Annotated in this window: 24 protein-coding genes; 11 read left to right on the forward strand and 13 right to left on the reverse strand. The window is 66.9% G+C overall.

Translation table 11 applies throughout. From position 1 onward, the window contains the following. Positions 1–65 precede the first annotated feature (65 nt). Positions 66–773: a DUF4389 domain-containing protein gene (locus DMB37_RS28775; protein ID WP_135235345.1), complete on the forward strand. Its 708-nt coding sequence runs from the start codon at positions 66–68 to the stop codon at positions 771–773. Positions 774–810: 37 nt separating this feature from the next. On the opposite strand, the gene DMB37_RS28780 is transcribed toward DMB37_RS28775, so the two are convergent. The 3 genes from DMB37_RS28780 to DMB37_RS28790 form a co-directional block, all read right to left on the reverse strand. Continuing rightward, the gene (locus tag DMB37_RS28780; protein WP_370465425.1) at positions 811–1674 is read right to left on the reverse strand and encodes an ATP-binding cassette domain-containing protein; all 864 of its coding nucleotides are present in this window, start codon (positions 1672–1674) and stop codon (positions 811–813) included. Between the two features lie 127 nt (positions 1675–1801). Then, positions 1802–2629, reverse strand: a complete 828-nt coding sequence (locus DMB37_RS28785; RefSeq protein WP_135235347.1) for an ABC transporter permease — start codon at positions 2627–2629, stop codon at positions 1802–1804. After that, positions 2622–3476, reverse strand: a complete 855-nt coding sequence (locus DMB37_RS28790; protein ID WP_135235348.1) for an ABC-2 family transporter protein — start codon at positions 3474–3476, stop codon at positions 2622–2624. Before DMB37_RS28790 ends, DMB37_RS28785 begins: the two co-directional genes overlap by 8 nt. A gap of 314 nt (positions 3477–3790) precedes the next feature. On the opposite strand from DMB37_RS28790, the gene DMB37_RS28795 reads away from it, so the two are divergent. The 7 genes from DMB37_RS28795 to DMB37_RS28825 all read left to right on the forward strand — a co-directional run bounded on the left by DMB37_RS28795 (position 3791) and on the right by DMB37_RS28825 (position 9642). Then, positions 3791–4114 (forward strand): hypothetical protein, encoded by a 324-nt coding sequence (locus DMB37_RS28795; RefSeq protein WP_135235349.1) that lies wholly within the window; start codon positions 3791–3793, stop codon positions 4112–4114. Continuing rightward, positions 4111–5508: a hypothetical protein gene (locus DMB37_RS28800; protein ID WP_135235350.1), complete on the forward strand. Its 1398-nt coding sequence runs from the start codon at positions 4111–4113 to the stop codon at positions 5506–5508. Before DMB37_RS28795 ends, DMB37_RS28800 begins: the two co-directional genes overlap by 4 nt. Beyond that, positions 5495–6493 (forward strand): hypothetical protein, encoded by a 999-nt coding sequence (locus DMB37_RS28805; protein WP_135235351.1) that lies wholly within the window; start codon positions 5495–5497, stop codon positions 6491–6493. Before DMB37_RS28800 ends, DMB37_RS28805 begins: the two co-directional genes overlap by 14 nt. 61 nt (positions 6494–6554) lie before the next feature. Next, positions 6555–6887, forward strand: a complete 333-nt coding sequence (locus DMB37_RS28810; protein ID WP_135235352.1) for a hypothetical protein — start codon at positions 6555–6557, stop codon at positions 6885–6887. Then, complete coding sequence (locus tag DMB37_RS28815; protein WP_135235353.1) at positions 6880–7293, forward strand: MerR family transcriptional regulator; 414 nt, start codon at positions 6880–6882, stop codon at positions 7291–7293. Before DMB37_RS28810 ends, DMB37_RS28815 begins: the two co-directional genes overlap by 8 nt. A gap of 105 nt (positions 7294–7398) precedes the next feature. After that, on the forward strand, positions 7399–8076 hold the full coding sequence (locus tag DMB37_RS28820) for a respiratory nitrate reductase subunit gamma (RefSeq protein WP_135235354.1): 678 nt from the start codon (positions 7399–7401) through the stop codon (positions 8074–8076). Between the two features lie 132 nt (positions 8077–8208). Beyond that, complete coding sequence (locus tag DMB37_RS28825) at positions 8209–9642, forward strand: cytosine permease (RefSeq protein WP_135235355.1); 1434 nt, start codon at positions 8209–8211, stop codon at positions 9640–9642. 22 nt (positions 9643–9664) lie between these two features. Here DMB37_RS28825 and DMB37_RS28830 read toward each other — a convergent pair whose 3' ends face one another. Beyond that, positions 9665–11794, reverse strand: coding sequence for a bifunctional diguanylate cyclase/phosphodiesterase (locus DMB37_RS28830; protein ID WP_135235356.1), 2130 nt, complete (start codon positions 11792–11794; stop codon positions 9665–9667). 119 nt (positions 11795–11913) lie between these two features. Here DMB37_RS28830 and DMB37_RS28835 point away from each other — a divergent pair, with 119 nt between their 5' ends. Continuing rightward, positions 11914–12720: an SAM-dependent methyltransferase gene (locus tag DMB37_RS28835; RefSeq protein ID WP_135235357.1), complete on the forward strand. Its 807-nt coding sequence runs from the start codon at positions 11914–11916 to the stop codon at positions 12718–12720. A gap of 5 nt (positions 12721–12725) precedes the next feature. On the opposite strand, the gene DMB37_RS28840 is transcribed toward DMB37_RS28835, so the two are convergent. Both DMB37_RS28840 and DMB37_RS28845 read right to left on the reverse strand, forming a co-directional pair. Further along, positions 12726–13268, reverse strand: a complete 543-nt coding sequence (locus DMB37_RS28840; RefSeq protein ID WP_135235358.1) for a hypothetical protein — start codon at positions 13266–13268, stop codon at positions 12726–12728. Between the two features lie 154 nt (positions 13269–13422). Further along, complete coding sequence (locus DMB37_RS28845) at positions 13423–14244, reverse strand: M15 family metallopeptidase (protein ID WP_206055027.1); 822 nt, start codon at positions 14242–14244, stop codon at positions 13423–13425. 195 nt (positions 14245–14439) lie between these two features. On the opposite strand from DMB37_RS28845, the gene DMB37_RS28850 reads away from it, so the two are divergent. After that, a complete protein-coding gene (locus DMB37_RS28850) occupies positions 14440–15123 on the forward strand; it encodes a PAS and ANTAR domain-containing protein (RefSeq protein WP_135235359.1) in 684 nt (227 codons plus the stop codon). Position 15124: 1 nt separating this feature from the next. Here the strand turns inward: DMB37_RS28850 and DMB37_RS28855 are convergent, their stop codons facing one another. The 4 genes from DMB37_RS28855 to DMB37_RS28870 all read right to left on the reverse strand — a co-directional run bounded on the left by DMB37_RS28855 (position 15125) and on the right by DMB37_RS28870 (position 17643). Then, a complete protein-coding gene (locus DMB37_RS28855) occupies positions 15125–16126 on the reverse strand; it encodes a YdcF family protein (RefSeq protein ID WP_135235360.1) in 1002 nt (333 codons plus the stop codon). A gap of 121 nt (positions 16127–16247) precedes the next feature. Beyond that, positions 16248–16571 carry an ANTAR domain-containing protein gene (locus tag DMB37_RS28860; RefSeq protein ID WP_135235361.1) on the reverse strand — a complete coding sequence of 108 codons (324 nt, stop codon included), beginning with the start codon at positions 16569–16571 and terminating at the stop codon, positions 16248–16250. 80 nt (positions 16572–16651) lie between these two features. After that, positions 16652–17041, reverse strand: coding sequence for an NYN domain-containing protein (locus DMB37_RS28865; RefSeq protein ID WP_135235362.1), 390 nt, complete (start codon positions 17039–17041; stop codon positions 16652–16654). Positions 17042–17163: 122 nt separating this feature from the next. Next, positions 17164–17643: a MarR family winged helix-turn-helix transcriptional regulator gene (locus DMB37_RS28870; RefSeq protein WP_135235363.1), complete on the reverse strand. Its 480-nt coding sequence runs from the start codon at positions 17641–17643 to the stop codon at positions 17164–17166. 75 nt (positions 17644–17718) lie between these two features. Here DMB37_RS28870 and DMB37_RS28875 point away from each other — a divergent pair, with 75 nt between their 5' ends. After that, on the forward strand, positions 17719–18399 hold the full coding sequence (locus tag DMB37_RS28875; RefSeq protein WP_135235364.1) for a maleylpyruvate isomerase family mycothiol-dependent enzyme: 681 nt from the start codon (positions 17719–17721) through the stop codon (positions 18397–18399). Positions 18400–18422: 23 nt separating this feature from the next. Here DMB37_RS28875 and DMB37_RS28880 read toward each other — a convergent pair whose 3' ends face one another. The 3 genes from DMB37_RS28880 to DMB37_RS28890 form a co-directional block, all read right to left on the reverse strand. Continuing rightward, positions 18423–19217 (reverse strand): GNAT family N-acetyltransferase, encoded by a 795-nt coding sequence (locus DMB37_RS28880; RefSeq protein WP_135235365.1) that lies wholly within the window; start codon positions 19215–19217, stop codon positions 18423–18425. A 140-nt stretch (positions 19218–19357) separates the two neighbouring features. Then, positions 19358–20608, reverse strand: coding sequence for a helix-turn-helix domain-containing protein (locus tag DMB37_RS28885; RefSeq protein ID WP_167768968.1), 1251 nt, complete (start codon positions 20606–20608; stop codon positions 19358–19360). A 324-nt stretch (positions 20609–20932) separates the two neighbouring features. After that, entirely contained in the window at positions 20933–22177 is a 1245-nt protein-coding gene (locus DMB37_RS28890) for a helix-turn-helix domain-containing protein (RefSeq protein WP_135235367.1), read from the reverse strand. Positions 22178–22387: the final 210 nt, after the last annotated feature.

Consider the following 22387-nt stretch of genomic DNA (forward strand, 5'->3'; position numbering starts at 1 on the left):
GAATCGCAGATATTCCGCACCTGGTTTGTGGCGTGGATCGAAAGCACCTGAAAGGAGCATCGATCATGGAACCTCAAAGCCCTGACTACACTGCGAAGCCGGCCATCCCGGTCAATCCGATTCGCGTCAGAGGGGATCTGGATCCCGCATTGTCGCGGTGGATGTGGCTGGTCAAGTGGCTGCTGGCCATTCCGCACTACATCGTGCTGCTGTTTCTGCACATCGCCTACTTCGTCGTGACCGTGATCGCGTTCTTCGCGATTCTGATCACCGGGAAATACCCGCGGGCGATGTTCGACTTCAATGTCGGGGTCATGCGCTGGACCTGGCGGGTCGAGTTCTACGCACTGTCCGTGCTTGGCACCGACAAGTACCCGCCGTTCAGCCTGCAGCCTAGCGACGAATACCCGGCGGATCTCGCGATCGACTATCCGGAGCGTCTGCATCGCGGTCTGGTGCTGGTGAAATGGTGGCTGCTCGCCATTCCGCACTACCTGATTCTCGCCGCGATGACGACGGGCGGCATGGCGTTCTATATGTATGACGACGATGACGGATGGTCCGGTGCGAGCGGCATTACGCTGATCAGCATCCTGCTGCTCGTCGCGGTGATCGGGCTGCTGTTCACCGCGCGCTACCCGCAGGGTGTGTACGACTTCGTCGTCGGCATCAACCGGTGGAGCATCCGGGTGCAGGCCTACGCCACGCTCCTGCGCGACGAGTACCCGCCGTTCCGGCTCGACCAGGGTGCCCGGGACCCCGAAATAGGCTGAGCAGCAACAAGTCCCACGACCGAGTCCGCCCGCTGAGTCAGCGGGCGGACTCGTATATCCGGCGGACCACGTCCTCGATCTCCGGTTCCTCGATGGACAGATCGCGCACCTCGGCCCGGTCGGACACCAGCGCGAGCAGCTGTGCGGCCGTGGTCTGCTCCGGATCGAAGGCCAGCCGCTGGCGCATCCCGCCGGCCTCGGAGCCCAGCAGTTGCGCGCAGGGTAGGTCGTCGATATCCGGTGCGGGCTCGGCCAGATCGACGACGAGCACGCGCCTGGCGCCCACCGTGGCGGCCAGCCCGGTCAGCGATCCGTCGTAGACCAGGCAGCCGTGATCCACCACGAGCACACGGCCGCAAAGCCTTTCGATGTCGCCCATGTCATGGGTGGTGAGCAGCAGGGTGGTGCCGCGGTCGGCCCGTTCGGCGCGCAGGAACTCGCGCAGGCGCTGCTTGGACAGCACGTCGAGGCCGATGGTCGGCTCGTCGAGGATCACCAGTTCGGGCGAGTGCAGCAGCGCCGCAGCCACTTCTGCGCGCATGCGCTGGCCGAGCGAGAGCTGGCGCACCGGGGTGTCCAGCGTGTCGGCCATCTCCAGCTGCTCGATCAGCTCGTGTTTACGCTTGCGCGCGACGTCCGGATCGAGCCGATGAATGGCCGCGAGGATCGAAAACGATTCGTGCAGTGGCAGATCCCACCAGAGCTGGGAGCGCTGCCCGAACACCACCCCGATCCGGGCGGCGAGTTCGCGCCGCTGCCGGACGGGTTCGAGCCCGCAGGTGCGTACCCGCCCCGCGGTCGGCACCAAGATGCCGGTGAGCATCTTGATGGTGGTGGACTTGCCCGCGCCGTTCGCGCCGATATAGCCGACCGCCGTGCCGCGTTCGATCCGGAAGGTCATCCGGTCCACCGCGGTGAGCGTCGCGCGCCGCCTGCGCCAGCGGCGGCCGTCCTTGCGGTACAGGGTGAATTGTCTTGTCAGGTCCTCGATCTCGATGATCGGGTCCGAAAGGCCGGAATCCGCCACGTTATCCGCCGCCTCCCTGATAGTGCCGAGTACCGAACCGCCAGCAGCTCAGCGCCAGCAGCCACACCCAGAGCACCGCCAGCGGCGACCACCAGGCCAGCCACGCGGGCAACAGCGCGGGGCCGGGCAGCCGCAGCAGGGCGATGGTCGGCAGATAGGCGGTAAAGCAGACCGGAATGGCGAAGCCGAACAGCAGCCGCAGCGGGATCGGAAATACGGTGGCGGGTTGCACCGCGGCGAACGAGCCGCCGTAGGTGAAACTGTTGGTGAGTTCGGCGCCGTCGATCAGGAAGAACTGCAATCCGGCGGCGCACACGAAAACGCCACCGAACAAAGCGATACCGCTGACCAGGGTGAGCAGCACCAATAGGACGGTGGCCGGGCTCCAGTCGATGTCGTTGCGCAGCAGCCCGAATCCGAGCACCACCAGCGCGACGGCGGCACGGGCGAAGCGGCGCAGCGAGATGTCGCTGGTGATGAGCTGGAGCAGCAGTGGTTGCGGGCGCAGATGATAGGCGTCGAGCTGACCCATCCGAATCAGCGTCGGGAGGGTGTCCAGATGACCGAAGACCACCTGAGCCAACGCGAACGTCGACTGCCCGAACCCGAACAGCAGCAGTGCGGCGTTCAGATCGAGGCCGCCGAGCACCCGGACGTTGTGGAAGATCACCCACACCTCGGCGAACTCGACCAGACCGATCAGGAACGCGCTGAAAACCTCGCTGGCGAACGACAGCCGGTAGGACTGCTGGGCGCGGATCCGCGAGCGCAGCACCGCCGCGTACGGGGTGGCCCAGGTCCCGGCCCGCACGGTGCTCGGCTCAACCACCTTGCACCTCCAATTTGCGCCGCCCGGCCGCCAGCAGCAGCCGGCCCGTGCCGCCCACGACCAGCACCCAGAACACCTGCACGGCAACCACACTCACCGCCGCCATCCCGGTGATCCGCCCGGACAGCACATCGATCGGCGCTTGCAGGATCGAGGGGAACGGCGTCGCCTGCGCGACGGTGCGCAGCCATGCGGGGAACATATGCACCGGCACAAAGAGTCCGGCCAGGAACGTGCCTGCGACCTGATACAGCACGCGGATGCCGCGGGTCTCGACCACCCAGAATCCGATCAGCGCGACGCCGAACAGGCAGAGGAACGACAGGGCGACGGCAAGGAGCACGCTCACCGCACCGAGCAGATACGGGCCGGGCGTGCTCGGCATGACGAGCCCGAAGGTGAGCACGCCGATCAGCACGCTCGGCACTCCGCGCGGCAGCATGGTGGCGGCCGCCCGGCCGAGATCACCGGCGAGATAGCCGAACTGGACATCCACCGGACGCAGGAAATCGATCGCGATGTCGCCGTTGCGCACCCGATCGGCCAGGTCCAAGGGTGGACCCATGAACTGCATCGCGCCGAGCAACCCCTGCGAGAGCCACACGTACGCGCCGATGGAACCCTCGTCGTAGCCGCCGAAATCGCCGGCGGCGCGTACGGCCGCCAGCATCACCGCCGCGCGCACGAAACCGAAAACGCAGTTGGTGAAAAGACCTGCGAACATCGCCAGCCGGTACTGCGACTGCCGTCGGAAACCCGCGCGCGCGAGGTGTGCGTAGACCGCGATGGCGCGCCATGGATACCGGGTCGCGCCGAGCCGTCCGTCCCCGCCTGCTCTGTCGCGCACAAAGAGTCAAGCCTAAGGCTGCCGGGAAGAGCGTGGAGGAGCTTCCGGATTTTTTCGTAAAAGTGCTGCGTCGGCCGATTGCCCCGCGTAGGTCCGGATGCGCCGCCCGCACCGGAAGAATCGCACGCAGCGCGGGAATTCGGACGCGCCGTCGAGTCGGCGGCCGCGCCAGCGCATGACATCGTGCCCGTTGGTTGCCATACTCAGGCGGAACGGACTAGCGACGATCGGACGCAGGGTGTCCAGGTCGCGCAGTAGGCTTGTCATCGAATCATGTCGCGGTAGCGAAAGACTGGGAACCCGGGAGGGGAACGGTGGACACGCTGAAGCTGGATCCGGCGGCGGTGGCCGCTTACACCGCGATCGCGGACGCGGTCTCCCAACAGTTGGCCTCGGCGGCCGCGGTCGCCTCCGGGGCGGTGAATCAAGACCAGCTGGCCGCCGACCTGGGGCTGGTCGGCGCCGATTTCGCCGCGCGGTTCGCCACGGCGGTATCCGAACACGCCCAGGCGCTGTCCACCGCAGGACAACTCGTCGGTACCTACGGGCAGATCCTGCGCGGCTACACCTCGGACATGCAGGGCATCGATGCCGACACCGCGGGTGCCATCACCCGGACCGGGGAGACGCTGACATGAGAAGCCTGACCGGACTACGCAGGCGGTCCCAAGCCGCCCCGGCCGACACCGTCGCGCCCGTGACCACGTATCAGGATCCGAACGTGGACCCGCCGATCGTCGCCGCGCTGGTGCGCCCGCTGCTCCAGTTGCGCGCCAGTCTCGGCACCGGTGTCGGTACCCCGAATCAGACCGCGACGAGCGCGCTGTCGGCCGCCTCCACCCAGGCCGCCGATGTGGAAGGCCCGCACCGCGACGGCCTGCACGCGCTGGAGTCGACATGGACCTCCCGCGGCGCCGACGCCGCGGTACCCGCACTGCGCACCACGCAGACCGAGATCGGCGAAATCTCCGACCGGGGACCGGCGTATCTCAGCGTGCTCGGCGACGCGCACGCCACCAGCGCCCGCGCCGCGCGCACGGTGGATCAGATCATCGCCGACTTCCGGCGTGACGCGCGCCAGATCCTCGGCAACGCCACCGCCGCCCCGGACACCGACGCGGTGATCGCGCGGGCCACCCAGGCGCTGCGCGACGCGCTCACCACGGTCAACGTCGCGCAGACCGAGATGGACGACCACAGCAGGCGACTGGACCGGATGGGACCACTCACCGTTACTCAGCCGTCCGGCGTCACCGCCGCGCAGCCGAGCACCACGAGCCAGTTCATCCCTGGCGGCACAAGCCAATTCGTCCCCGGCACCACGGTCCCCGGCACCATTACGCCCGGTATCGGCGGCACCACGCAGCCTGCGGATCCGGCCCTGGCCGCGCAACTCCAGCTGCAACAGCAACTCATCTCCGCGGGCGTGCAACTCGGTACCGCCGCCATCAACGCCGGCGTCGACATCGGCACGAACATCATCGACAAGATCGCCGGCGTCGGCACGCATATCGTCGACAAGGTCGCCGAGGTCGGCACGCACGCCATCGACACCGTGGCGGCCGGCGCGGACACGGCTGTCCAGGAGGCGATCCGCCCGGGCAGCACCGCCGGGGATCAGTCGAGCGGTACGCCGAACTCGAGCGCCTCGCCGAAGCTGTTCGACTTCGGTGCGGGCGCCCGGCCGTCCACCCCGTCAGCACCGTCCGGACCCGGCACGGTGATCCCGCCCGCGCAGCACGGCTCCGCGCCGTCGGCGAAGGTCGAGGCGCCACCACCACCGGCACCGGAGTCCAGGCCCGCGCCCGCTCCGGCGCCGCAAGCGCAGGCCCCGGCGGATACCCCGTCGCGGTCGGGCAACCCGGATCAGCAGAGCCATCCGGGCACCGGCGGTGGCGTGGCGTTGCCGCCGCCACCGCGCCCGGACGACCAGGAGCACAAGCCCAAGGACGGCCAGCTCGGCGTCACCGTGCCGACGGCCGCGGTCGCCGTGACCCCGGTCCTCGGCGACTACGACGATGACACCCTCTGACCCGAACGCACCGGGTCGGCAAGAGGGGCAGGGCAATCCGTTCGACATGGGCTTGCCCATGCTGCGCACACCCACCGGTAAGGCGCGACGGCGGCGGCGCCCGTCCGGCCGCCGCGCACCGGTGCGTCGCCGAGATCCGGAGGTCGCCGTGTTCGAGCCACCCACCCCGGAGCGGCCCCGGCGAACCGGCGACTGGGAGCACTGGCTCGACCCGCAGCCCGCGGTGGTCGAGCCGTCGCAGCCACCGCCGGTCGAGCCGGACCGGCGGCGCACGCGGGTAGCCGAGTTCACCGCCGAAGGCCCGGAGGACAACGTCAATCCGCCGCCCGCGATCATCAACCGGTCCGGCATCCACCCCGGCGTCCCGCTGCGCCACCCCACCCGGCGTCGCGAGCAGCCGCGCGGCGGCAACAAGGTGCTCGCGGTCCTGATCGTGCTCGGTGTCGCGATCGCGGTCGTCTCGATCCTGTACACCGCCGTGCACGGGTTCGGCACCGACACGCCTGCGGCCGAGGAGACCGGTACGATCCCCGCCCGCGGTACCACCGGAATCGCCACCACCACAACGACAACGGTGCCCGCACAGCCTGCGGCGATCGCGACCCAGGGTTGCGAGCAGAAGCGCACCGCCGACTCCGTCTCCGGCACCGACCCCGGCGGCACCGCCAACGGTCCGGACGCCATCCTCGCCTTCGAATACGCCTACTACGTGGAACGCTCCGGCTACCGGGCCCGCGCGGTCGTCGCCGACAACGCCATCGTGTCGCCCGCCGAGCAGATCCAGCGCGGCATCAACCAGATTCCGGTCGGCACCCGCTACTGCGTGCAGATCACCCGGACCCGCGACGGCGATGACGGCTTGGCGCACTGGGAGGTCAAGCTCACCCAGCAGTACCCCGGCGAGCAACCCAAGACCTTCACCCAGCTCATCACCACCCGCACCATCGCGTCCCGCACGCTGATCACCGCGATCGCTTCGGCCTGACTCGTCCGGCGCGATATCAAGGGTTGCAATCGGTACCGTGGTACGGACTTACCGTGGCTTTATGATCGATAATTCAGAAAACTGGGCCGCCGAGTCGTGCACGTTGCCGACCGCCGAACAGCCCTTGCGCACCGCGGAGTTCGATCGGTTCTTCGCGGAATCGGTGCGGGAGGTGCGCCGGGCACGCCCCACCCGGCTCGATCTGCTGATTGTTTCCGACGCCGAAGAACTAGGCCGGGATCTGGCCGCCCGCGAATCCGAGTGCTGTTCGTTTTTCGACTTCGCGTTCACCACGGTGGGCGATGATGTGGTCATGCGGATCGGCGTTGCCGACAGTCAGGTCGAGGTCCTCGATGCGCTCACCGAGCGGGCAAGGGCGCGAATACATGAATGACAAGGCTTTACGAACGGGGCAGGTTGCCGCGGCGGCCGGAGTGAATGTGCAGACCCTGCGTTATTACGAGCGCCGCGGATTGCTGCGCGATCCCGATCGATCGCTGGGTGGACATCGAATGTATCCGCCGGAGACGGTGACGACGCTGCGCATCATCAAGACCGCCCAGCGGCTCGGTTTCCGGCTCGAGGAGGTCGCCGATCTGCTCGAGGGCACCCGAACCGGCGCCGACCTACCGACCCGTGCCGCCGCGAAACTGGCCGAAGTGGACGCGAAACTCGCCGAGCTGACCGAGATCAAGACAACATTGCAAGCGGCACTCGCCGCGGGCTGCCACGACTTGCCGACCTGCGCGGAGACCCCGTATTGCCCGATGCCGTTCGGCCACAACGACAATCGCCATTGAACGTGAGGGCCGTCCGGCCCTTGTTCGACGGCCCACTCTCTGCGAAGGTGGTGCGTACCTCGGATAGTTTTTATTTCTCGATTCGATGACGAAGGCGGGGACGGCATGATGTCGGTGCTGTGGATTGTCCTGCCCTACAGTGCGCTGCTGTCGTTCATCATCGGTCATTTCTGGCGATATCGGCACGACCGATTCGGCTGGTACAGCACCGGTCCGGAAGCCGACCGGGCGCAGCGGATCGGCGGTACCGCATTTCGCGTCGGAATGGCGGGCATGATTGCCGCCCGGCTCACCGATCTGCTCGTCTCCGGGCCGAACTCGCACCCCGACAACACGTTCTATGTCGTCATTGTCGCCGTCGAGGTGTGCGCCGTCGTGGTCGCAACGGTCGGCGCGGTGCTGCTGTTCGTGCCCGACATGATCGGCAGCCCGGGCCGGCACGTGATCAGCCCGTTGGACCGGATCACCTTCCCGATGCTGGTGGCCGGTCTGCTGACGCGGGTGGCGATCAAATTCGACCCCAACTCCTCCGGGAACGGCTATCGCACCGCCGAAACCCTGTTCACCTGGTTCCGGTCGCTGTGGACGCTGCACCCGAATCCCGAAGCCATGGTGCACGCGCCGTTCATCTACCAGGCCCGCGGTTTGGTCCTGATGCTGTTCGTCGCGATCTGGCCCTACACCCGTCTGGCGAGCATTCTCGCGGAGCCGGTCTACTGGCTGATCCGGCGCATTCGATCCGAACCGCCGACCGGTCGGCCTCGCGAACTGTCTACGCCGTAGCAGGCTGCGCCCGGTCGGTCTGTGGTGCAAAGAAGTACGAGACCGACCAGTGTGCGCGATACTCGGACGCAGTGACAGCTCGCCGGGCTCTCCCGCACTTCCAGCTGTTCCCGGATGACGGAAGGCGGGCCTATGGCGCACGAGCAACTCGACGCGGGCGCATCGATCGAGCGCCGCACCATCGAGGTGATCCCCGACGCCGAACGGCACGGCACGCCCATCAACCAGTTCACCCTCTGGTTCGGGGCGAACATGCAGATCACCGCGATCGTCGACGGTGCGCTGGCGGTGGTGTTCGGCGCCGACGCGCTGTGGGCGATAGTCGGCCTGCTCATCGGCAACATCCTCGGCGGCATCGTGATGGCACTGCACTCGGCGCAGGGCCCGCGGCTCGGGTTGCCCCAAATGATCTCCAGCCGAGCACAATTCGGGGTGTTCGGGGCGGTGCTGCCGCTGCTGCTCGTCATCGTGATGTACCTCGGGTTCGCCGCCACCGGCACGGTGCTGGCCGGTCAAGCGGTGAACAAGATCCTGCACATCGACAACGCGACGGTCGGCATCCTTGTCTTCGGCGCGCTCACCGCGGTGGTGGCGGTGACCGGCTATCGGTTGATCCACGTGGTCGGGCGGATCGCCACGGTGGTGGGCGTCGTCGGTTTCAGCTACCTCGCCGTCCGGCTGTTCACCGAATACGACGTGAGTAGCTACGTCGGTGTAAAGCCGTTCGAGATGGCGACGTTCGTGCTCGCCATCTCACTCGGCGCGGGCTGGCAACTGACCTTCGGGCCGTACGTGGCCGACTACTCGCGCTACCTGCCGCGCTCGACCAGCGACCGGACCACCTTCCTGGGGACCTTCGCGGGCACCGTGCTCGGCTCCCAGTGGTCGATGACCTTCGGCGCGCTGGTCGCGGCGGTGGCGGGGAAAGCGTTCCTGGGCAACCAGGTCGGTTTCATCGGCGACCTCGCCGGGCCTGCCGTGCTCGCGCTGCTGATCTATCTGGTGATCGTGGTCGGCAAGCTGACGGTGAACTGTCTCAACGCCTACGGCGGGTTCATGTCGATCCTGACCTCGGTGACCGCGTTCAACGGGCAGTCACGCACCACGCCGTTCGCGCGGGCCGCCTACATCGTCGGCTTCACCGCCGTGTCGATGCTCGTCGCGATCGGAGCCAGCGCCGACTTCCTCGGCAACTTCAAGAATTTCGTGCTCACCCTGCTGATGGTGTTCACCCCGTGGAGCGCGATCAACCTGATCGACTACTACCTGATCTCCCGCGAACGCATCGACATCCCCGCGCTCTACGACCCCGACGGCCGATACGGCCGCTGGAACAGCACCGCTCTGGCCTGCTACACGCTCGGCGTGCTGGCCCAGATCCCCTTCCTGGCCCAGCAGCTCTACACCGGCCCGGTCACCGAAATGCTCGGCGGCGCAGACATTTCCTGGATCGTCGGCATCGTGTTCACCGCCGCCATCTACTACCCGCTGGCCCGCCGCACCAGCAACCCACCGGACCGGATGATCTATCCGACCGGCACCGTGCACACCGTCGCCCAGGTGTGAATTCTTGCGGCAGTGAGCGTTTTCAGCTCAGCCGGAGATCGGACATGCTCAGCAGCGTCGTCACCTGTTCGGCGGGCATCGGATAGTGGAAGTGCCAGCCCTGGGCGGTGTCGCAGCCGAGGTCGCGGAGTTGGTCGGCCTGGTGGCGGGTTTCGACGCACTCTGCGGTGACGGTAAAGCCGAGGGCGTGCGTGAGATCGATGATCGTCTCGAGGAGTAGCAGGTCGGTGGGGCTCGCGGTGTCCGGCGTGCGGATGCGCTGGATGAACGGGCCGGCGAGTTTGACCACGTGCAGCGGAAGTTGGCCGAGGTAGGCCAGATTGGAGTAGCCGGTGCCGAAGTCGTCGATGGCGATGCGGACCCCGGCGTCGGCCAGCGTGTGCAGCGCGCGCAGCGGCCGTCCGGTGGTTTGCATGAACGCCCGCTCGGTCAGCTCCAGTTGCAGCAGGCTCGCGTCCATCCCGGTTTCGGCGATGACCTGTTGGACGTGGTCCAGCCAGGCGGGATCGGCCACTTCGGCCGCGGACACGTTGACGCTGACCGTCGGCGTCTGCGGATAGCGATCGTGCCACTCGCGGCTGGCGCGGCAGGCCGTCTCCAGCACCACGGAGCCGAGCGCGCCGATGTGCCCGTTGTCCTCGGCGAGGTCGACGAATCGGGCCGGGCTGAGAATGCCGAGATCCGGGTGCCGCCAGCGCACCAGCGCCTCGACCGCCACGGTCTGCCCGCTCGCCAGCGAGACGATCGGCTGATAGTCGAGGTAGAACTCGCCGTCCCGGAGCGCCGACGGCATGGCCGCCGACAGTTCGGCGCTGGTGTGTTCGCGGCGGCCGCGATCGGCGTCGAAGATCGCGTACCGCCCGCGGCCCGCGGCCTTTGCCCAGTACATGCTGGTGTCGGCCGCCTTCAGGAAGTCGGTGGCCGACATCCGGTCGGCGCGCTCCTCCATCACGCCGATGCTCGCGGTGACGGTCAGCTGATGCTCATGGACATAGAACGGTTGCGCCAGCGCGTGCAACACCGTCCTGGCCACCCCCGCCGCTTCCTCGACGCCGGTGGAATGCGGGATGAGAACGACGAATTCGTCGCCACCCATGCGCGCGACGAGCTGATCGGATCGGTTGACGCACGCGTTGAGCCGGGCGGCGACCTGCGCGAGCAATTCGTCACCGACCGTGTGGCCGAAGGTGTCGTTGACGGTTTTGAAGTGATCGAGATCGATGTAGCAGAGCCCGACCCGAACACTGTCGGCGTAGGCAGCGGTGAGCGCGTCGAAGAAGCGGGACCGGTTCGGCAGGCCGGTGAGTTGATCGTGGTGGGCCCGGTAGTGCAACCGCTCGCGCAGCGCGCGGCGCTCGGACACGTCCTCGACCAGCACCAGCGTGTACTGCGGCTTGCCGTGTTCGTCGCGGATGAGCGAGACGTTGATGTGGGTCCACACCGTGCCGCCGTCGCGGTGCCGGTAGGCCTTCTCCAACTGCACGTTGTCGTACTTGCCGGAGAGCACCCCGGCGTACTTCTGCCACATGTCGGGACCGTCGTCGGGGTGGGTCAGATCGGTGACCGACAGCCGGCACATCTCCTCGGGCCGGTAGCCGAGCATGCCGGCGAAGGCGTTGTTGACCTCGATGATCCGGCCGGTCATGTCCGAAAGCCCGGTGCCGATGCCGGCCTGGGAGAACACCGCGCGCAGCCGCGCCTCACTGGACCGCAGTTGCTGCTCGACCAGCCTGCGGGCGGTGATGTCTGCGGCCCGGACGCTTTCCTGCTCGGCAAGCAGCCACGCGCGGAAGGCGCGCAGATAACCGGTGGCAAAGGCGGCCAGCAACTCGGCGGCTCGATCTGCGGAGACCGCGCCTCCGTCGACGAGGTAGGTATTGAGTACGGCGAGACTGCGCCCGAGCACCTCGTCACCGACGAAATGCGAGCGGGCGAGCTCACCGCCGAGTCCGGCGACTCGATCGGTGGGTCCCTGATTCGCCGCGATGTCGACGAATTCCTTGGCCAGCGTGGTCAGCAGGGTGCGGGTTTCGGCCGAGCTCATGGGCACGACGTGATTGCGCGGCCCGCCACCGAGTGCGGCCGCCCATTTCCCGGCCAGTTCGGCGTGCGGTCCGCCAGGATCAGAACCGCTCCCGGCATCCCACGCCATAACGTCCGATCGTAGTCCGATTTGCGGAGCTCCGCCCAACTGCGGCCACTCGCGAACCCGGCTACGATGGCGATGCTTTCGTCGCTGGCAGGCGATGTTTCGAGAAGGGTTGGCGATTGATGACCAGACCGAGTTGGGCACCCGAGGGTATCGATCTGGATCGTCCCAGCGCCTCTCGCGTATACGACTACTTCGTCGGCGGCATGCACAACTTCGAGATCGACCGAGTGTTGGCCCGGCAGATCGAGGAATTCACGCCCAATGTCGCCGAGACCATGCGCGCCAACCGGGATTTGCTGCGTCGGTGCGTGCGATTCCTGGTCGAGGCAGGCATCGATCAGTTCCTCGATATCGGTTCCGGCATCCCGACCGTCGGTAATGTGCACGAGGTGGCCCAGGCGGTAAACCCGTCGGCCCGTGTGGTTTACGTCGACATCGACCCGGTCGCGGTCGCGCACAGCCGGGCCATCCTCGAGGGAAATCCCGCCGCCGCTGTCGTGCAAGCCGACATCGGCGATCCCGACGCCATTCTGGCCGACCCGGAGGTGGCGCGGCTGCTCGACTTCGACCAGCCGGTGGCCGTATTGGCGCTCGGTGTACTGCATTTCGTCCCCGACGCGGCCGATCCCGCGGGCTGTATCGCGCGGCTGCGGGACGCGATCGCACCCGGCAGTTATCTGGCGATTACCCACGCCACGGCCGACGGGCAACCCGAGGAAGTCCTCGAAGCGCAGAAGTTGTCCGGGCGCACCTCCACCGAGATCGTGCTGCGTACCAAGCTCGAGATCGCCGAATTCTTCCAGGGCTGGACCCTGCTCGAGCCGGGGCTGGTGCAGTTGCCGCTGTGGCGTCCCGACAATCCGGCCGACGTCGGCGACCATCCCGAACGGTCCGGCGCGTACGGCGGGATGGCCCGCAAGGACTGACTCGATCAGGCGATCGCGGTGCGCAGGGCGAACCAGCCGGTCGCCGGGTCGGCGAAACCGTGATAGGTCAGGCGAATTCGCTGGTCCACCTGGAAGTGCCGGTACACGGCGAGCATGGCGCGGCGGATGGCTTCCTCTTGGAAGTCCTCGGTGCGCCGGAATCCGATGGGGCGCTCGGGGAGCAGGGCGAGCCGGGTCATTTCGGCTGGGTCGTCGAGATCGAGCCCGACCGGTGCGGTGTCGGTGATGTGCCGGTCGTGCAGGATGGTGCGGATCTCGTGCGGGTCGGGCAGGCCGGAACGGAACGCCCGGAATTCGGTGCGCACCAGCGGGCCCGGATCGGCATGGGTCGAGTCGGTCTGCACCAGGTCGACCAGGTCGGCATCCGGGGTCGGCGCGGCGGTTCCGGCGGCGAGCGGCGCCTGTTCGAGCAGGTGCAGAATGCTGCCGCCGGGGATCAGCGGTTCGGGCGCGAGGAACAGGGTGACGGTGGGGCAGGTGCACCCCTGGCCGAATAGGCAGATCTTCAGGTGCGATGGATCGGGCATGCCGCCTCCTCCGGGAAACGGGCCTGCTGCTGCGGCCCTGGGCGGGTCGGGTCTGGGAGAGATGCCGATCGCGGAATTGCCGTGGCGCTCCTGCGGTCGACCGTGCCGCTGTTTTTCAGTGTAGGAGCAGGCCGCGACCTGCGAAGAAGAACGGCTAGCGCACCGGAAAGTCGAAGAACGTCTTCGGGAACGGCTCGTCCTTCAGGGTGAAGTGCCACCATTCTTCGGCCAGATTGGTGAACCCGTGTTCTTCCATCAGCTCCGCCAGCAGCGCGCGCACGGCCCGCTGGGTGCCGCCGACGGCCGGATTGGCGGTGTGTGCGGCCGGGTCGAAGCAGTCGTAGCCGGTGCCGAAGTCGAGGATGTTGTCGCGGAACCGCTGCTCGGTGGGCAGGAAGCATTCGCGCAGCGGATCCCCGTCCCGGTACGGTTCCGGGTCGGTCGCGGGCAAGGCGACGATGGCGAGATCCACGGTGCTGCCCCGGCTGTGCCCGGATTTCTCGGCGATGTAGCCGTCGCGGAACAGATTCGCCTTGTCCACGGCGGGATAGAACTCTTTTTTCATCTTCACATCGCCGAGATCCTTCGCCCACGCGACGAAATGATCGACGGCGCGCTGCGGCCGATAGCAGTCGTAGGTCTTGAGCGAGAGGCTCATCGGCTGCAATTCCCGCTGCACCGCCGCCAGTGCCGCGGCCGCCTGCTTGGTCAGCAAACAGCGGGGCGCCTCGTAACCGGTCACCCGGGTGCCGAGAAAGTTGTGCTCCCCGTAATAGCGCGCGTCGACCAGGATCGTCGGCTCGACGTCGGTGACCGAGACGAAGGCGGTCTCGTCGGCCATCGGTGTGGTCGCGACCGGAGCGTTGGTTTCCGCGGGCGCGTCGGGCCCGGCATCCCCGCAGGCCGCGAGGGTCATGACCAGCACACCGGCCAGCGTCGCCGATCCGAGGCGCCGCAACGACGGAACAAGGCTCATGTTTCTCCTCGCGATCAGCCTGGGGTGCAACCACATTCGCCGACGGTGACGAGCATGGCACAACCCGTGTGATCAGGCTGCGCTTCTCGATTTACCCATCCCAGACGATCTTGCGGGTCGTGGCCGAGTGTTCCGGGTGCGGCGTATTTGTGGGTCGGGGTCCGAAGCACGAGTGTTTCGGCGGATACTGGAGCGGTGACGCTGGGCGAGGAAGTTCCACCGGACGCGGTGAGCGCGATGGAAGAGACCATCGGCATCGACGCGTGCGCCGAGCCCGGCTGGTTTCGCTTCTGGTTTGCCGACCAGCGGTGGGAATGGTCCGATGAGCTGGCGGCGATGTACGGCTACGAGCCGGGGACCGTGAAACCGACGACCGAGCTGCTGTTGTCCCATAAGCACCCGGACGATCGGGAACATGTCGCGAGCTGCATCGCCGCCGCGGCGGAGACCGGGCAACCGTTCTGCGGCAGGCACCGGATCATCGACACCAACGACGAGGTCCGTGAGGTCGTCGTGGTCGGCGACCTTACGGTCGACGAGGACGGCACCGCGATCGGCACGTCCGGTTACTACGTCGACGTGACCGAACGGCTCGAGGAGCAGCGGCAGGAGGTGCTCGAGGAGATCCTGCCGGAGGTGATCGAGGCGCGCGCCGTGATCGAGCAGGCCAAGGGCGCGTTGATCCTCGCCTACGGGGTGAACGCGGATCAGGCGTTCCGGGTGCTGCGCTGGCGCTCCCAGGAGACCAACACCAAGCTGCGTGATCTCGCCGCGCAGTTCGTCGACGAACTCAGGATGCTCAGCAAAGACAGCGTGGGGTTCCGCAATCGCTTCGATCACCTGCTGCTGACCGTGCACGAACGCGTCGACGCCTCCTGACTCAGCGGCCGGTGGTGGCCAAGGCCAGCAGCAGCGGCAACGCGGCGAGTGTCAGGCAGGTGATGGCGTTGGTCCACTTGTAGGCGACCACGATCGCGACGAACTCACGCAGGATCGCGCTCGGCAGGTAGTAGAAGGCGGTGTGCGCGCCGGTCACCTCGGCGTCCAGCTTCAGCCTGCGGGCCAGAATCGCCGTGCGCAGCACGTGAAAGTTGCTGGTGACCAACACCATGCGGGTCGACGTGCCGCGCTCGCCGAGCAGCCGCTTGATGAAGAGCAAGTTCTCCCGGGTGGTGGTCGATCTGGCCTCCGTGGCCACGCTGTCGTCGGGTATGCCGCGGGCCCGGAGATAGTCCGCCATCGCGGCGGCCTCCGATACCGCCTCGTCGGAGCCTTTACCGCCACTGGCGATGATCACCGGGCGGCGGCCCTCCGCGAGTTCGGCCCAGTAGATCTGGATCGCCCGGTCCAACCGGCTGGCGAGCAGCGGCGACACGCGCGCGCCGACCAGGCCCGAGCCGTGTACGACGATCGCGTCCATTCCCGGTTTGTACGGCATTGATCCGTAGAGCAGCGAGTACAACACAAAGCCGGTGAAGACGAACCCGAAGTAGCTCACCGCCAGCCCCAGCGACGCCAGCAGGACCGAGCGCAGGCTGCCGGTCGCGATGGCGACGCCGAGCAGCACATAGGGCACCAGCAGGACGATCCCCGGACCGATCGAGAGCAGATTCGCGATCCGCAGCCCCTCGCGGCGCACCATCTGCATGCCGTTGGCGAGCAGCAGCCCGGCCAGCACCAACACCACCAGCGGTGACAGCACCACGAGCAGCCCGACCAAGGCGCGCGTCAGATCGATGTCGTTACCCGAGCTGAGCACCCACGCGCCGAGCAGCGCCACCCCAAGCAGTAGGTAGATTCCGTTGCTCAGCCGCCGCCGGTCCAGATGGAACCGAAGTGCGAAGACACCCAACAGAACCAAGCCGACAGTGAGCAGGATCACCCGCGCACCGTAGCTGGCGCGCCGCCGGGGATCGCATCGGGGGCGGGATTCGCCCGGTGTCCGCGGACGGATTGTCCGATACGTCCCAACGGATTTCGCGCCGATCCGGTGTCGGCGCTGGTCAGAGCTCGGCGGGTGGTGTGCCGGAAGATTTGGTGCCCCCCGGGTGGGCGATGTGCAGCAAATAGTCCACTTTGGCTCGGAGTTCCGGTGGCGCGAGGTCCAGCGAAGGCAGTTCGGCGATCAACTGCGCGGCCAGCGCGCGCAGTTTGACGTTGGTCTCCTGTGAACGGCGGCGCAGCATACTGAATGCCTGCTGCGCGTCTACCCCGTAGACCAGCATCAACGCGCCCTTCGCCTGTTCGATCACCGCGCGGGCGGCCAGCAATTCGGGGGAGGCGCGCCCGAGGGACGGCTGGCCACGTTCCTCGAATACATCGCTCATACCGGGGGACTACCCAGCGGACCAATTGTTATGGGGCCGTTGGCCAACCTTCCCAAAAGAGATGAGGACTGGTCGGTTCGCTATCCGACGCGGTCCAGCAACCAGCCGGGTCCGACGGTGTCCGCGCCGAGTGCTGCGACGCGAGCGCGCAGTTCGCGATCGGCCGTCACGACGGTGATCGACCGCGTGCTGTCCTGCTCGACGGCCGCAGCGACAACGTCGACGATCGCGTCGTCTCCGGAGCTGGCTGCCGGTACCACCCGCACACCATCCACATACGGATCCGCGGCCTTCGCTTTGCCTTCGAGCACGACGACCACCTCGACGAGTTGCTCGCGTCGCAGCGCCGAAGCCGACAGCTGCTCGAGTAATCTTCGAGCCGCTCCCGCGCGATCGCGCCACCAGCCATCCGGGCGCGAGCCGATGACATTCGCAGCATCCACCACAATCAGCTGAATTCCGTCCGCCACGCGCCCAGTCTCCTCCCTGTCAGGAGTTCGGTAAGACGCCCCGCGCTGCACGCGCGACGAAATCGCACCGTGAAGTCTGGACGCGGCGCAGACCTTTCGCTTCTTGTCAGCGCTGGAACCGCTCAAGCGGGACCGCTACCGAGCCGGGCAGCCGCACCTCCCGGATGGGCGTACGGGTCGGTGATCTCGCGCAGCGCGGTGAGGGCGGCGCGTAGTTCGCGCATGCGTCGGGTCCCGAGGTGTGCGGCCCACTCCGCCTCGATCCGGTCGGCGATGGAGTTCGCGAACACCGCCACCTTCTTGCCCCGCTCGGACAGCCGGACCAGGCGCGCGCGGCCGTCGGTCGGGTCGGCGACCCGCTCCGCGTACCCGGCGCGCTCGAGCTGGTCGACCAGGAATCCCGCAGTCTGCTTGGTGATCTGCGCCTGCTCGGCCAGCTCGGTAAGGCGGATGCCGTCGCGGCTGATGCGCTGCGCGACCCGGCCCTGCGCCACGGTGATGTCGGTGAACCCGGCCGCATGCAGCTCGGCGAAGATCCGGTCCTCCATCGACCGGTGCGCGATGAACATCAGCAGCCCCGCGTTCAGCTCGGCGTCGGCCATTCCACTCCTTGACAATAGTTCGATCCGCTGACTATTTTAGTCAGTGATGCTGACTAATGCTACCGGAGGTGCCCGATGTCGGCGAATTCATCACCGCTGCTCGACCGCGAGGCCAGCTGGCGGGTCATCGAACAGCAGCGCCGCGCCATCGCCGACGTGCTCGCCGAGCTGACACCCGCGGAATGGGAGCTGCCCTCGCTGTGCGCCCGGTGGCGGATCCGCGACGTCGCCGCGCACCTCGCGCTGACGCCGCACCCGCCGTCACTCGGCGCCCTGTTCGTCGCCGGTCTGCGCGCGAACGGGAACTACAACCGGCTCATCGACGACCTCACCGTGCGCGCCGCCGAACGCCCGCCCGCCGAGCTGGTCGCGATGCTGCGCACGCACGCGTCGTCCCGAAAACTGCCGGGCCCCACCAACTATCGCAACATCCTCTTCGACACCATGGTGCACGGCCAGGACATCGCCATCCCGCTGGGCCGCACCATCGAGCTCCCGGTCGACGCGGCGGCGACCGGCGCCACCACCGCGACGGAGATCGGCTGGCCGGTTTGGAAGAAACACCGCCTCGACGGATTCGCGTTGCGCGCCACCGACATCGACTGGTCACATGGCGCCGGCGTCGAGATCCGCGGTCCGATCAAAGCCCTTCTGCTGGTGGTCACCGGTCGCCCGGCCGGCCTGGAGCGAGTGACCGGCGAGGGCGTCCCCGCCCTCACCGCCCGGCTGCTGGCCGACACGGCGGGGCCGATGTAGCGCGGCGCATCCGAGCGGCGAGGCTACCGCGGGTGCTCTCGCGCCGCGGCGACGAGCCGGTACACCGACGTTCCGTCGCTGGCCTTCCGGCAGGACACCGTCTGGAAACCGGCGGTGAGCAGGTCGCCGAGGGTGTCGGAAATCCGCTGACCCAGGGCAGCTGCGGTGGGACAGTGAATTTCGTACTCGGCGGGAACGGCGAGCAGAATGTCCCCGGCATCGGCCAGCGGATCCAGTTCGGGACGGCCGAGCATAAGTCCCGATGGAGGCTGTGGCCAGTCGTGGGCAGGTTTGGCGAGTTCCCAGTGGGCGATGATTCGGTCGGTGCGGTGGCCGCGGTCGCGTCCGGATTCCTCGACGCCGTACAGGTTTGGGGCGAAGCCGCAGCCGCGGGCGCCGAGGACGTCGAGATAGAAATACGCGTTTGCCGCCCGCAATGGGTCGAACGCCCACTGGATGGTGCGCACCCCGCGGGCAAGCGAGAGGCCGCGCAGGAATTGCATCAACGCTCGGCCGATTCCGGAGCTCTGCTGGTCTGCTCGAACGACTAGCAGCTCCATGTAGTGGTACACCGACGCGATGTGTCCGCCACCGTCGAGGTTCAATCCGGGAAAGCCGTAGCTGAAGCCGACCAGCTTTCCCTCCCGGTGCGCGCCCAGCGTGATGCCGCCATTGTGTGCCAATGCGGTCAGTAGCCTCGGGCTGGGGGCCGGGTCCTCAGGGCGAAGCGCGAAGACATCACGATAAAGCGCTATGGGATCGGACAGGCTGTCGGGCCCGATCAGTTCGCTGACGACCATCTCGGTTATCGCTGCCATGCCGTGAAGCTACCCAAAATTTCCATACGGAAGTTGCTGTAGCGCCGAGAATTCATCAAGCAGTTATCTACTGGCGAATCCGGGGCGCGGACTTGCCGTCCGGTCGCCGGGCAGGACCGCCGGTCGATTGATCGAACCGCTCAGTGGAGTCCGGCCATGCGGGCGAGGCGATGCACATCAGGGCTGACCAGCCGGTTGTCCTGTTTGATGAGATAACGCAGCGTGCGCTGCGTGTTCGAGCTGTAGCGGAAATCTTCGGGACACACGCTGGCTGCCTTGCTGAGCGCAGAGGACGCTCCCCGGTAATTGTTCCGGCGGGCGCAGGCATACGCACTCGCGACGTGAAAACGCATTCGCCCACCGACGGGATGATCCTCCGGGACATGCAGCTCTGCGGCGAGCTCGGCGGCCGCCGAACAGTCGCCGCCCCAGAGCATGATTTCCAACTGGGCAATCTTGACCTCGACTGGTCCGAACGGGATACCGAAGGACTCACGGTCCGCATCGAACTGCCGTGCCACGTCGGTGGCGGCGGCGGTCAGCCTCGCCGATTCCGCGACATCCCCGGCAGCGGCGGCCCCTTTCGCGGCCAGTAGCTGTAATGCTCCGATCAGCACGGTTTTGTCGACCGAGTCGGGAACCTCGGCCAGCCGTTTGGCGGCCGCCGCCGTATAGTCATGGCACTCTTGGAAATTCGAGAGCCCGAGCATGCCGTGCCCGATATGCCACGCACATGCCGCGATCAGCCACTTATTGCGCATCTGATCGGCAACGAGCATCGCTCGGTCGGCGACGGTGAAGGCCAGGTTGTGCGAGCCGACCCTGGTCAGAAAGCGGCGGGACAAATGGTAGCTGCGTAACAAGAGAATACCGACCTCATCGGCGCGCGGCACCGAATTCTCGGCCTGCGCCAGCGAATGCAGCATGCGTGCCCCGGATACGATCGTCGGAAGGCGTTCCGCCAGTCTCGTGTATCGCGTCGGCAGATACTTCCAGTCTTCTTGGCATTGGCGCAATCGACCGGTCAGATCCGGTACGGAATAGGTGATCGTACCTTTGTATCCGTAGGCTCGAATAGACGGGTGGTCGATAATGCTGCGTTCCAAGGATTCCGCGAGGCCGCTCGCTGCTTCGGTACTGCTTGCCGTCATCTGCGGTGGCAACGCGATCAATTCGCCGATGTCCTTGATGTGCAGTGCTTCGGCGAGGCGAAGAGCTATCGCTATGCTGTCGAGTGGTTTTTTTCCGGACTCGACCAGGCGTAGCCACTCCTCGCTGCGGCCGACCTGTTCGGCGAGCACACGACGCGTCAGGCCGTGCTTGTGCCGCAACAGTTCGAGACGCTCACCGATCGTCAGCGGCCCGGTTTTCGGTCGATGGGTATTGCTCACGAGTCCTCCCGGCAATCGACTATCGCGAAAATGTGTACGAGTGTGGCTCCGCACGCCGAATAGCCCGGCGTCCGGAGCATTCGGGCGGTGTGCGTATTGCAACCGTTCCCCATGGCCGGTTACTGCGGCTGGAAAGAAACTGTCAGTCGGTATGGTTGTTGCCTTCGATGTGACGTCATTATCGACATAGTGGCGTGTCCTACACCATTGGCAACCTCTCATTGAAGCCGATGAACCACTGACGGGATCCTTACCGGAGTTCTACCCAAGTGCCAGCCGATTATGCCGAAAAACTCACCGGCGTATTCCCCGGTGCCGGCGCGGCTACGCGAGGCCTGCGACAGCGAGCAGCTTGGTGAGATCGCGACGGGTCAGGTGGTGGTCGTGCCGGGCGAGTCGCTGGAGGGTGCGGTGGGCCATCCAGTCGTAGCGCAGATCCTCCGGGCTGGCGCGTTCGGCCCCCTGCAGCGCCAGTATCGCGGCGAAGTCTTCGCCCTTACGGCCGTAGGCGTAGGCAGTGGTCAAGTAATAGCGAGCAAGCAGATCGACGGAGGCGTCATCGGGAAGGTGCACGTCGGCCGCGAGCTTGATCGCATCGTCGACGCGCCCGAGTCGCAGTGCGATGTCCATTCCGGTGATGGCGACTTCGGGGACACCGAACCACACTGTGCGAACGCGGTTTTCCGCATCGAGACGTTCGGCGATACCGGCGGCCTCGGTCGCGAGTCGCTCGGATTGCTCGAGGTCGTTGGCGCTGGAGGCCCCCTCTGCTGCCAAGAGTTGCAGTGCTCCGTATACGGGGCCTTCGGCCTGCACCTGCTCGGCCGTGGCAAGACGTCGGGCGGCGGCGAGAGCGTAGTCGCGGCTCTCCGCGGGGTAGCCCAGCGCCAGTAGTGCGCTGGCGACATGCCAAGAACTGACTGCGACCAGGGTGGGTTGCGCAGGCTGGGTGAGGATTCCGATGGGCCGGTCGGCAACCAGCCACGCCAGTTGGTGATTGCCCACCCTGGCCAGCACGAACCGTGCCAGGTGGTAGGCCTCGGCCAGCACCCGCCCCGCTTCCTCGAGCTGTTCGTCCGACGTGGCTTGTGCGGCGGCGCGAATGGACCGTGCTGCCGCAAGTACTTCGGGTAACCGGGTCGCGATTTCGGTGTAGCGATGACTCGACCCGAGCCAACTGCGCCAGCATTCTTCGAGCGCCTCGCGCACCGTGGCCAGCGGCGGCGGCGAGTCCACGGTCGTCGTGGCGAACGCCTGCGTCGAGGGATGGTCCATGATGGCTCGGTTGAGCGCGGTCAGCTGCAGGCCCATTTCGCCGATTTCGCGTGCTCTGGAAATACTCGAGGACGGCCAGCCGATCAACTCGACGGGATCATCGAAGCGCAGGACTTCGGCGAGGCGATACACCATCTCGATGCTGTCGAGGCGACGGTGGCCGCGCTCGATCTGGCGCAGCCACTCCTCGCTGCGGCCGGCCAGTTGGGCGACCACCCGACGGGAAAGGCCCAGCCGACGACGGCGCAACTCGATTCGCTCGCCCGCGTGCAGCGCTCGGTGGTTCACGACCATCCGAACCCCTTCCTCAGGTGTTCGTGACTGGATGCTCCCTCCTGCCGGGTAGCTCCTCGTTGCCGCCGGACTACGTAGCCTAGTCGAAAAACATTGGTGTGGCGGATATTTGGTCGATCGTCGTCGACTTCTCAGCTGCACGTGCAGGGGACGGGTCGGCTACGGTGGCGCTGCTGATGGTGTCATCGCACGATGTGGGCATACGGGGGC

The organism is Nocardia sp. CS682 (assembly GCF_004634405.1).
Lineage (GTDB): Bacteria > Actinomycetota > Actinomycetes > Mycobacteriales > Mycobacteriaceae > Nocardia > Nocardia ninae.

Excerpts from the sequence above, each read along its gene's own strand:
- DMB37_RS28825 (WP_135235355.1), top strand. The coding sequence starts at position 8,209 with ATGGCGCACGAGCAACTCGACGCGGGCGCATCGATCGAGCGCCGCACC.
- DMB37_RS28815 (WP_135235353.1), top strand. The coding sequence starts at position 6,880 with ATGAATGACAAGGCTTTACGAACGGGGCAGGTTGCCGCGGCGGCCGGA.
- DMB37_RS28810 (WP_135235352.1), top strand. The coding sequence starts at position 6,555 with ATGATCGATAATTCAGAAAACTGGGCCGCCGAGTCGTGCACGTTGCCG.
- DMB37_RS28820 (WP_135235354.1), top strand. The coding sequence starts at position 7,399 with ATGATGTCGGTGCTGTGGATTGTCCTGCCCTACAGTGCGCTGCTGTCG.
- DMB37_RS28780 (WP_370465425.1), bottom strand. The coding sequence starts at position 1,674 with ATGACCTTCCGGATCGAACGCGGCACGGCGGTCGGCTATATCGGCGCG.
- DMB37_RS28860 (WP_135235361.1), bottom strand. The coding sequence starts at position 16,571 with ATGAGCGATGTATTCGAGGAACGTGGCCAGCCGTCCCTCGGGCGCGCC.
- DMB37_RS28830 (WP_135235356.1), bottom strand. The coding sequence starts at position 11,794 with ATGGCGTGGGATGCCGGGAGCGGTTCTGATCCTGGCGGACCGCACGCC.
- DMB37_RS28840 (WP_135235358.1), bottom strand. The coding sequence starts at position 13,268 with ATGCCCGATCCATCGCACCTGAAGATCTGCCTATTCGGCCAGGGGTGC.
- DMB37_RS28880 (WP_135235365.1), bottom strand. The coding sequence starts at position 19,217 with ATGGCAGCGATAACCGAGATGGTCGTCAGCGAACTGATCGGGCCCGAC.
- DMB37_RS28890 (WP_135235367.1), bottom strand. The coding sequence starts at position 22,177 with ATGGTCGTGAACCACCGAGCGCTGCACGCGGGCGAGCGAATCGAGTTG.
- DMB37_RS28870 (WP_135235363.1), bottom strand. The coding sequence starts at position 17,643 with ATGGCCGACGCCGAGCTGAACGCGGGGCTGCTGATGTTCATCGCGCAC.
- DMB37_RS28800 (WP_135235350.1), top strand. The coding sequence starts at position 4,111 with ATGAGAAGCCTGACCGGACTACGCAGGCGGTCCCAAGCCGCCCCGGCC.
- DMB37_RS28835 (WP_135235357.1), top strand. The coding sequence starts at position 11,914 with ATGACCAGACCGAGTTGGGCACCCGAGGGTATCGATCTGGATCGTCCC.
- DMB37_RS28775 (WP_135235345.1), top strand. The coding sequence starts at position 66 with ATGGAACCTCAAAGCCCTGACTACACTGCGAAGCCGGCCATCCCGGTC.
- DMB37_RS28875 (WP_135235364.1), top strand. The coding sequence starts at position 17,719 with ATGTCGGCGAATTCATCACCGCTGCTCGACCGCGAGGCCAGCTGGCGG.
- DMB37_RS28805 (WP_135235351.1), top strand. The coding sequence starts at position 5,495 with ATGACACCCTCTGACCCGAACGCACCGGGTCGGCAAGAGGGGCAGGGC.
- DMB37_RS28845 (WP_206055027.1), bottom strand. The coding sequence starts at position 14,244 with ATGAGCCTTGTTCCGTCGTTGCGGCGCCTCGGATCGGCGACGCTGGCC.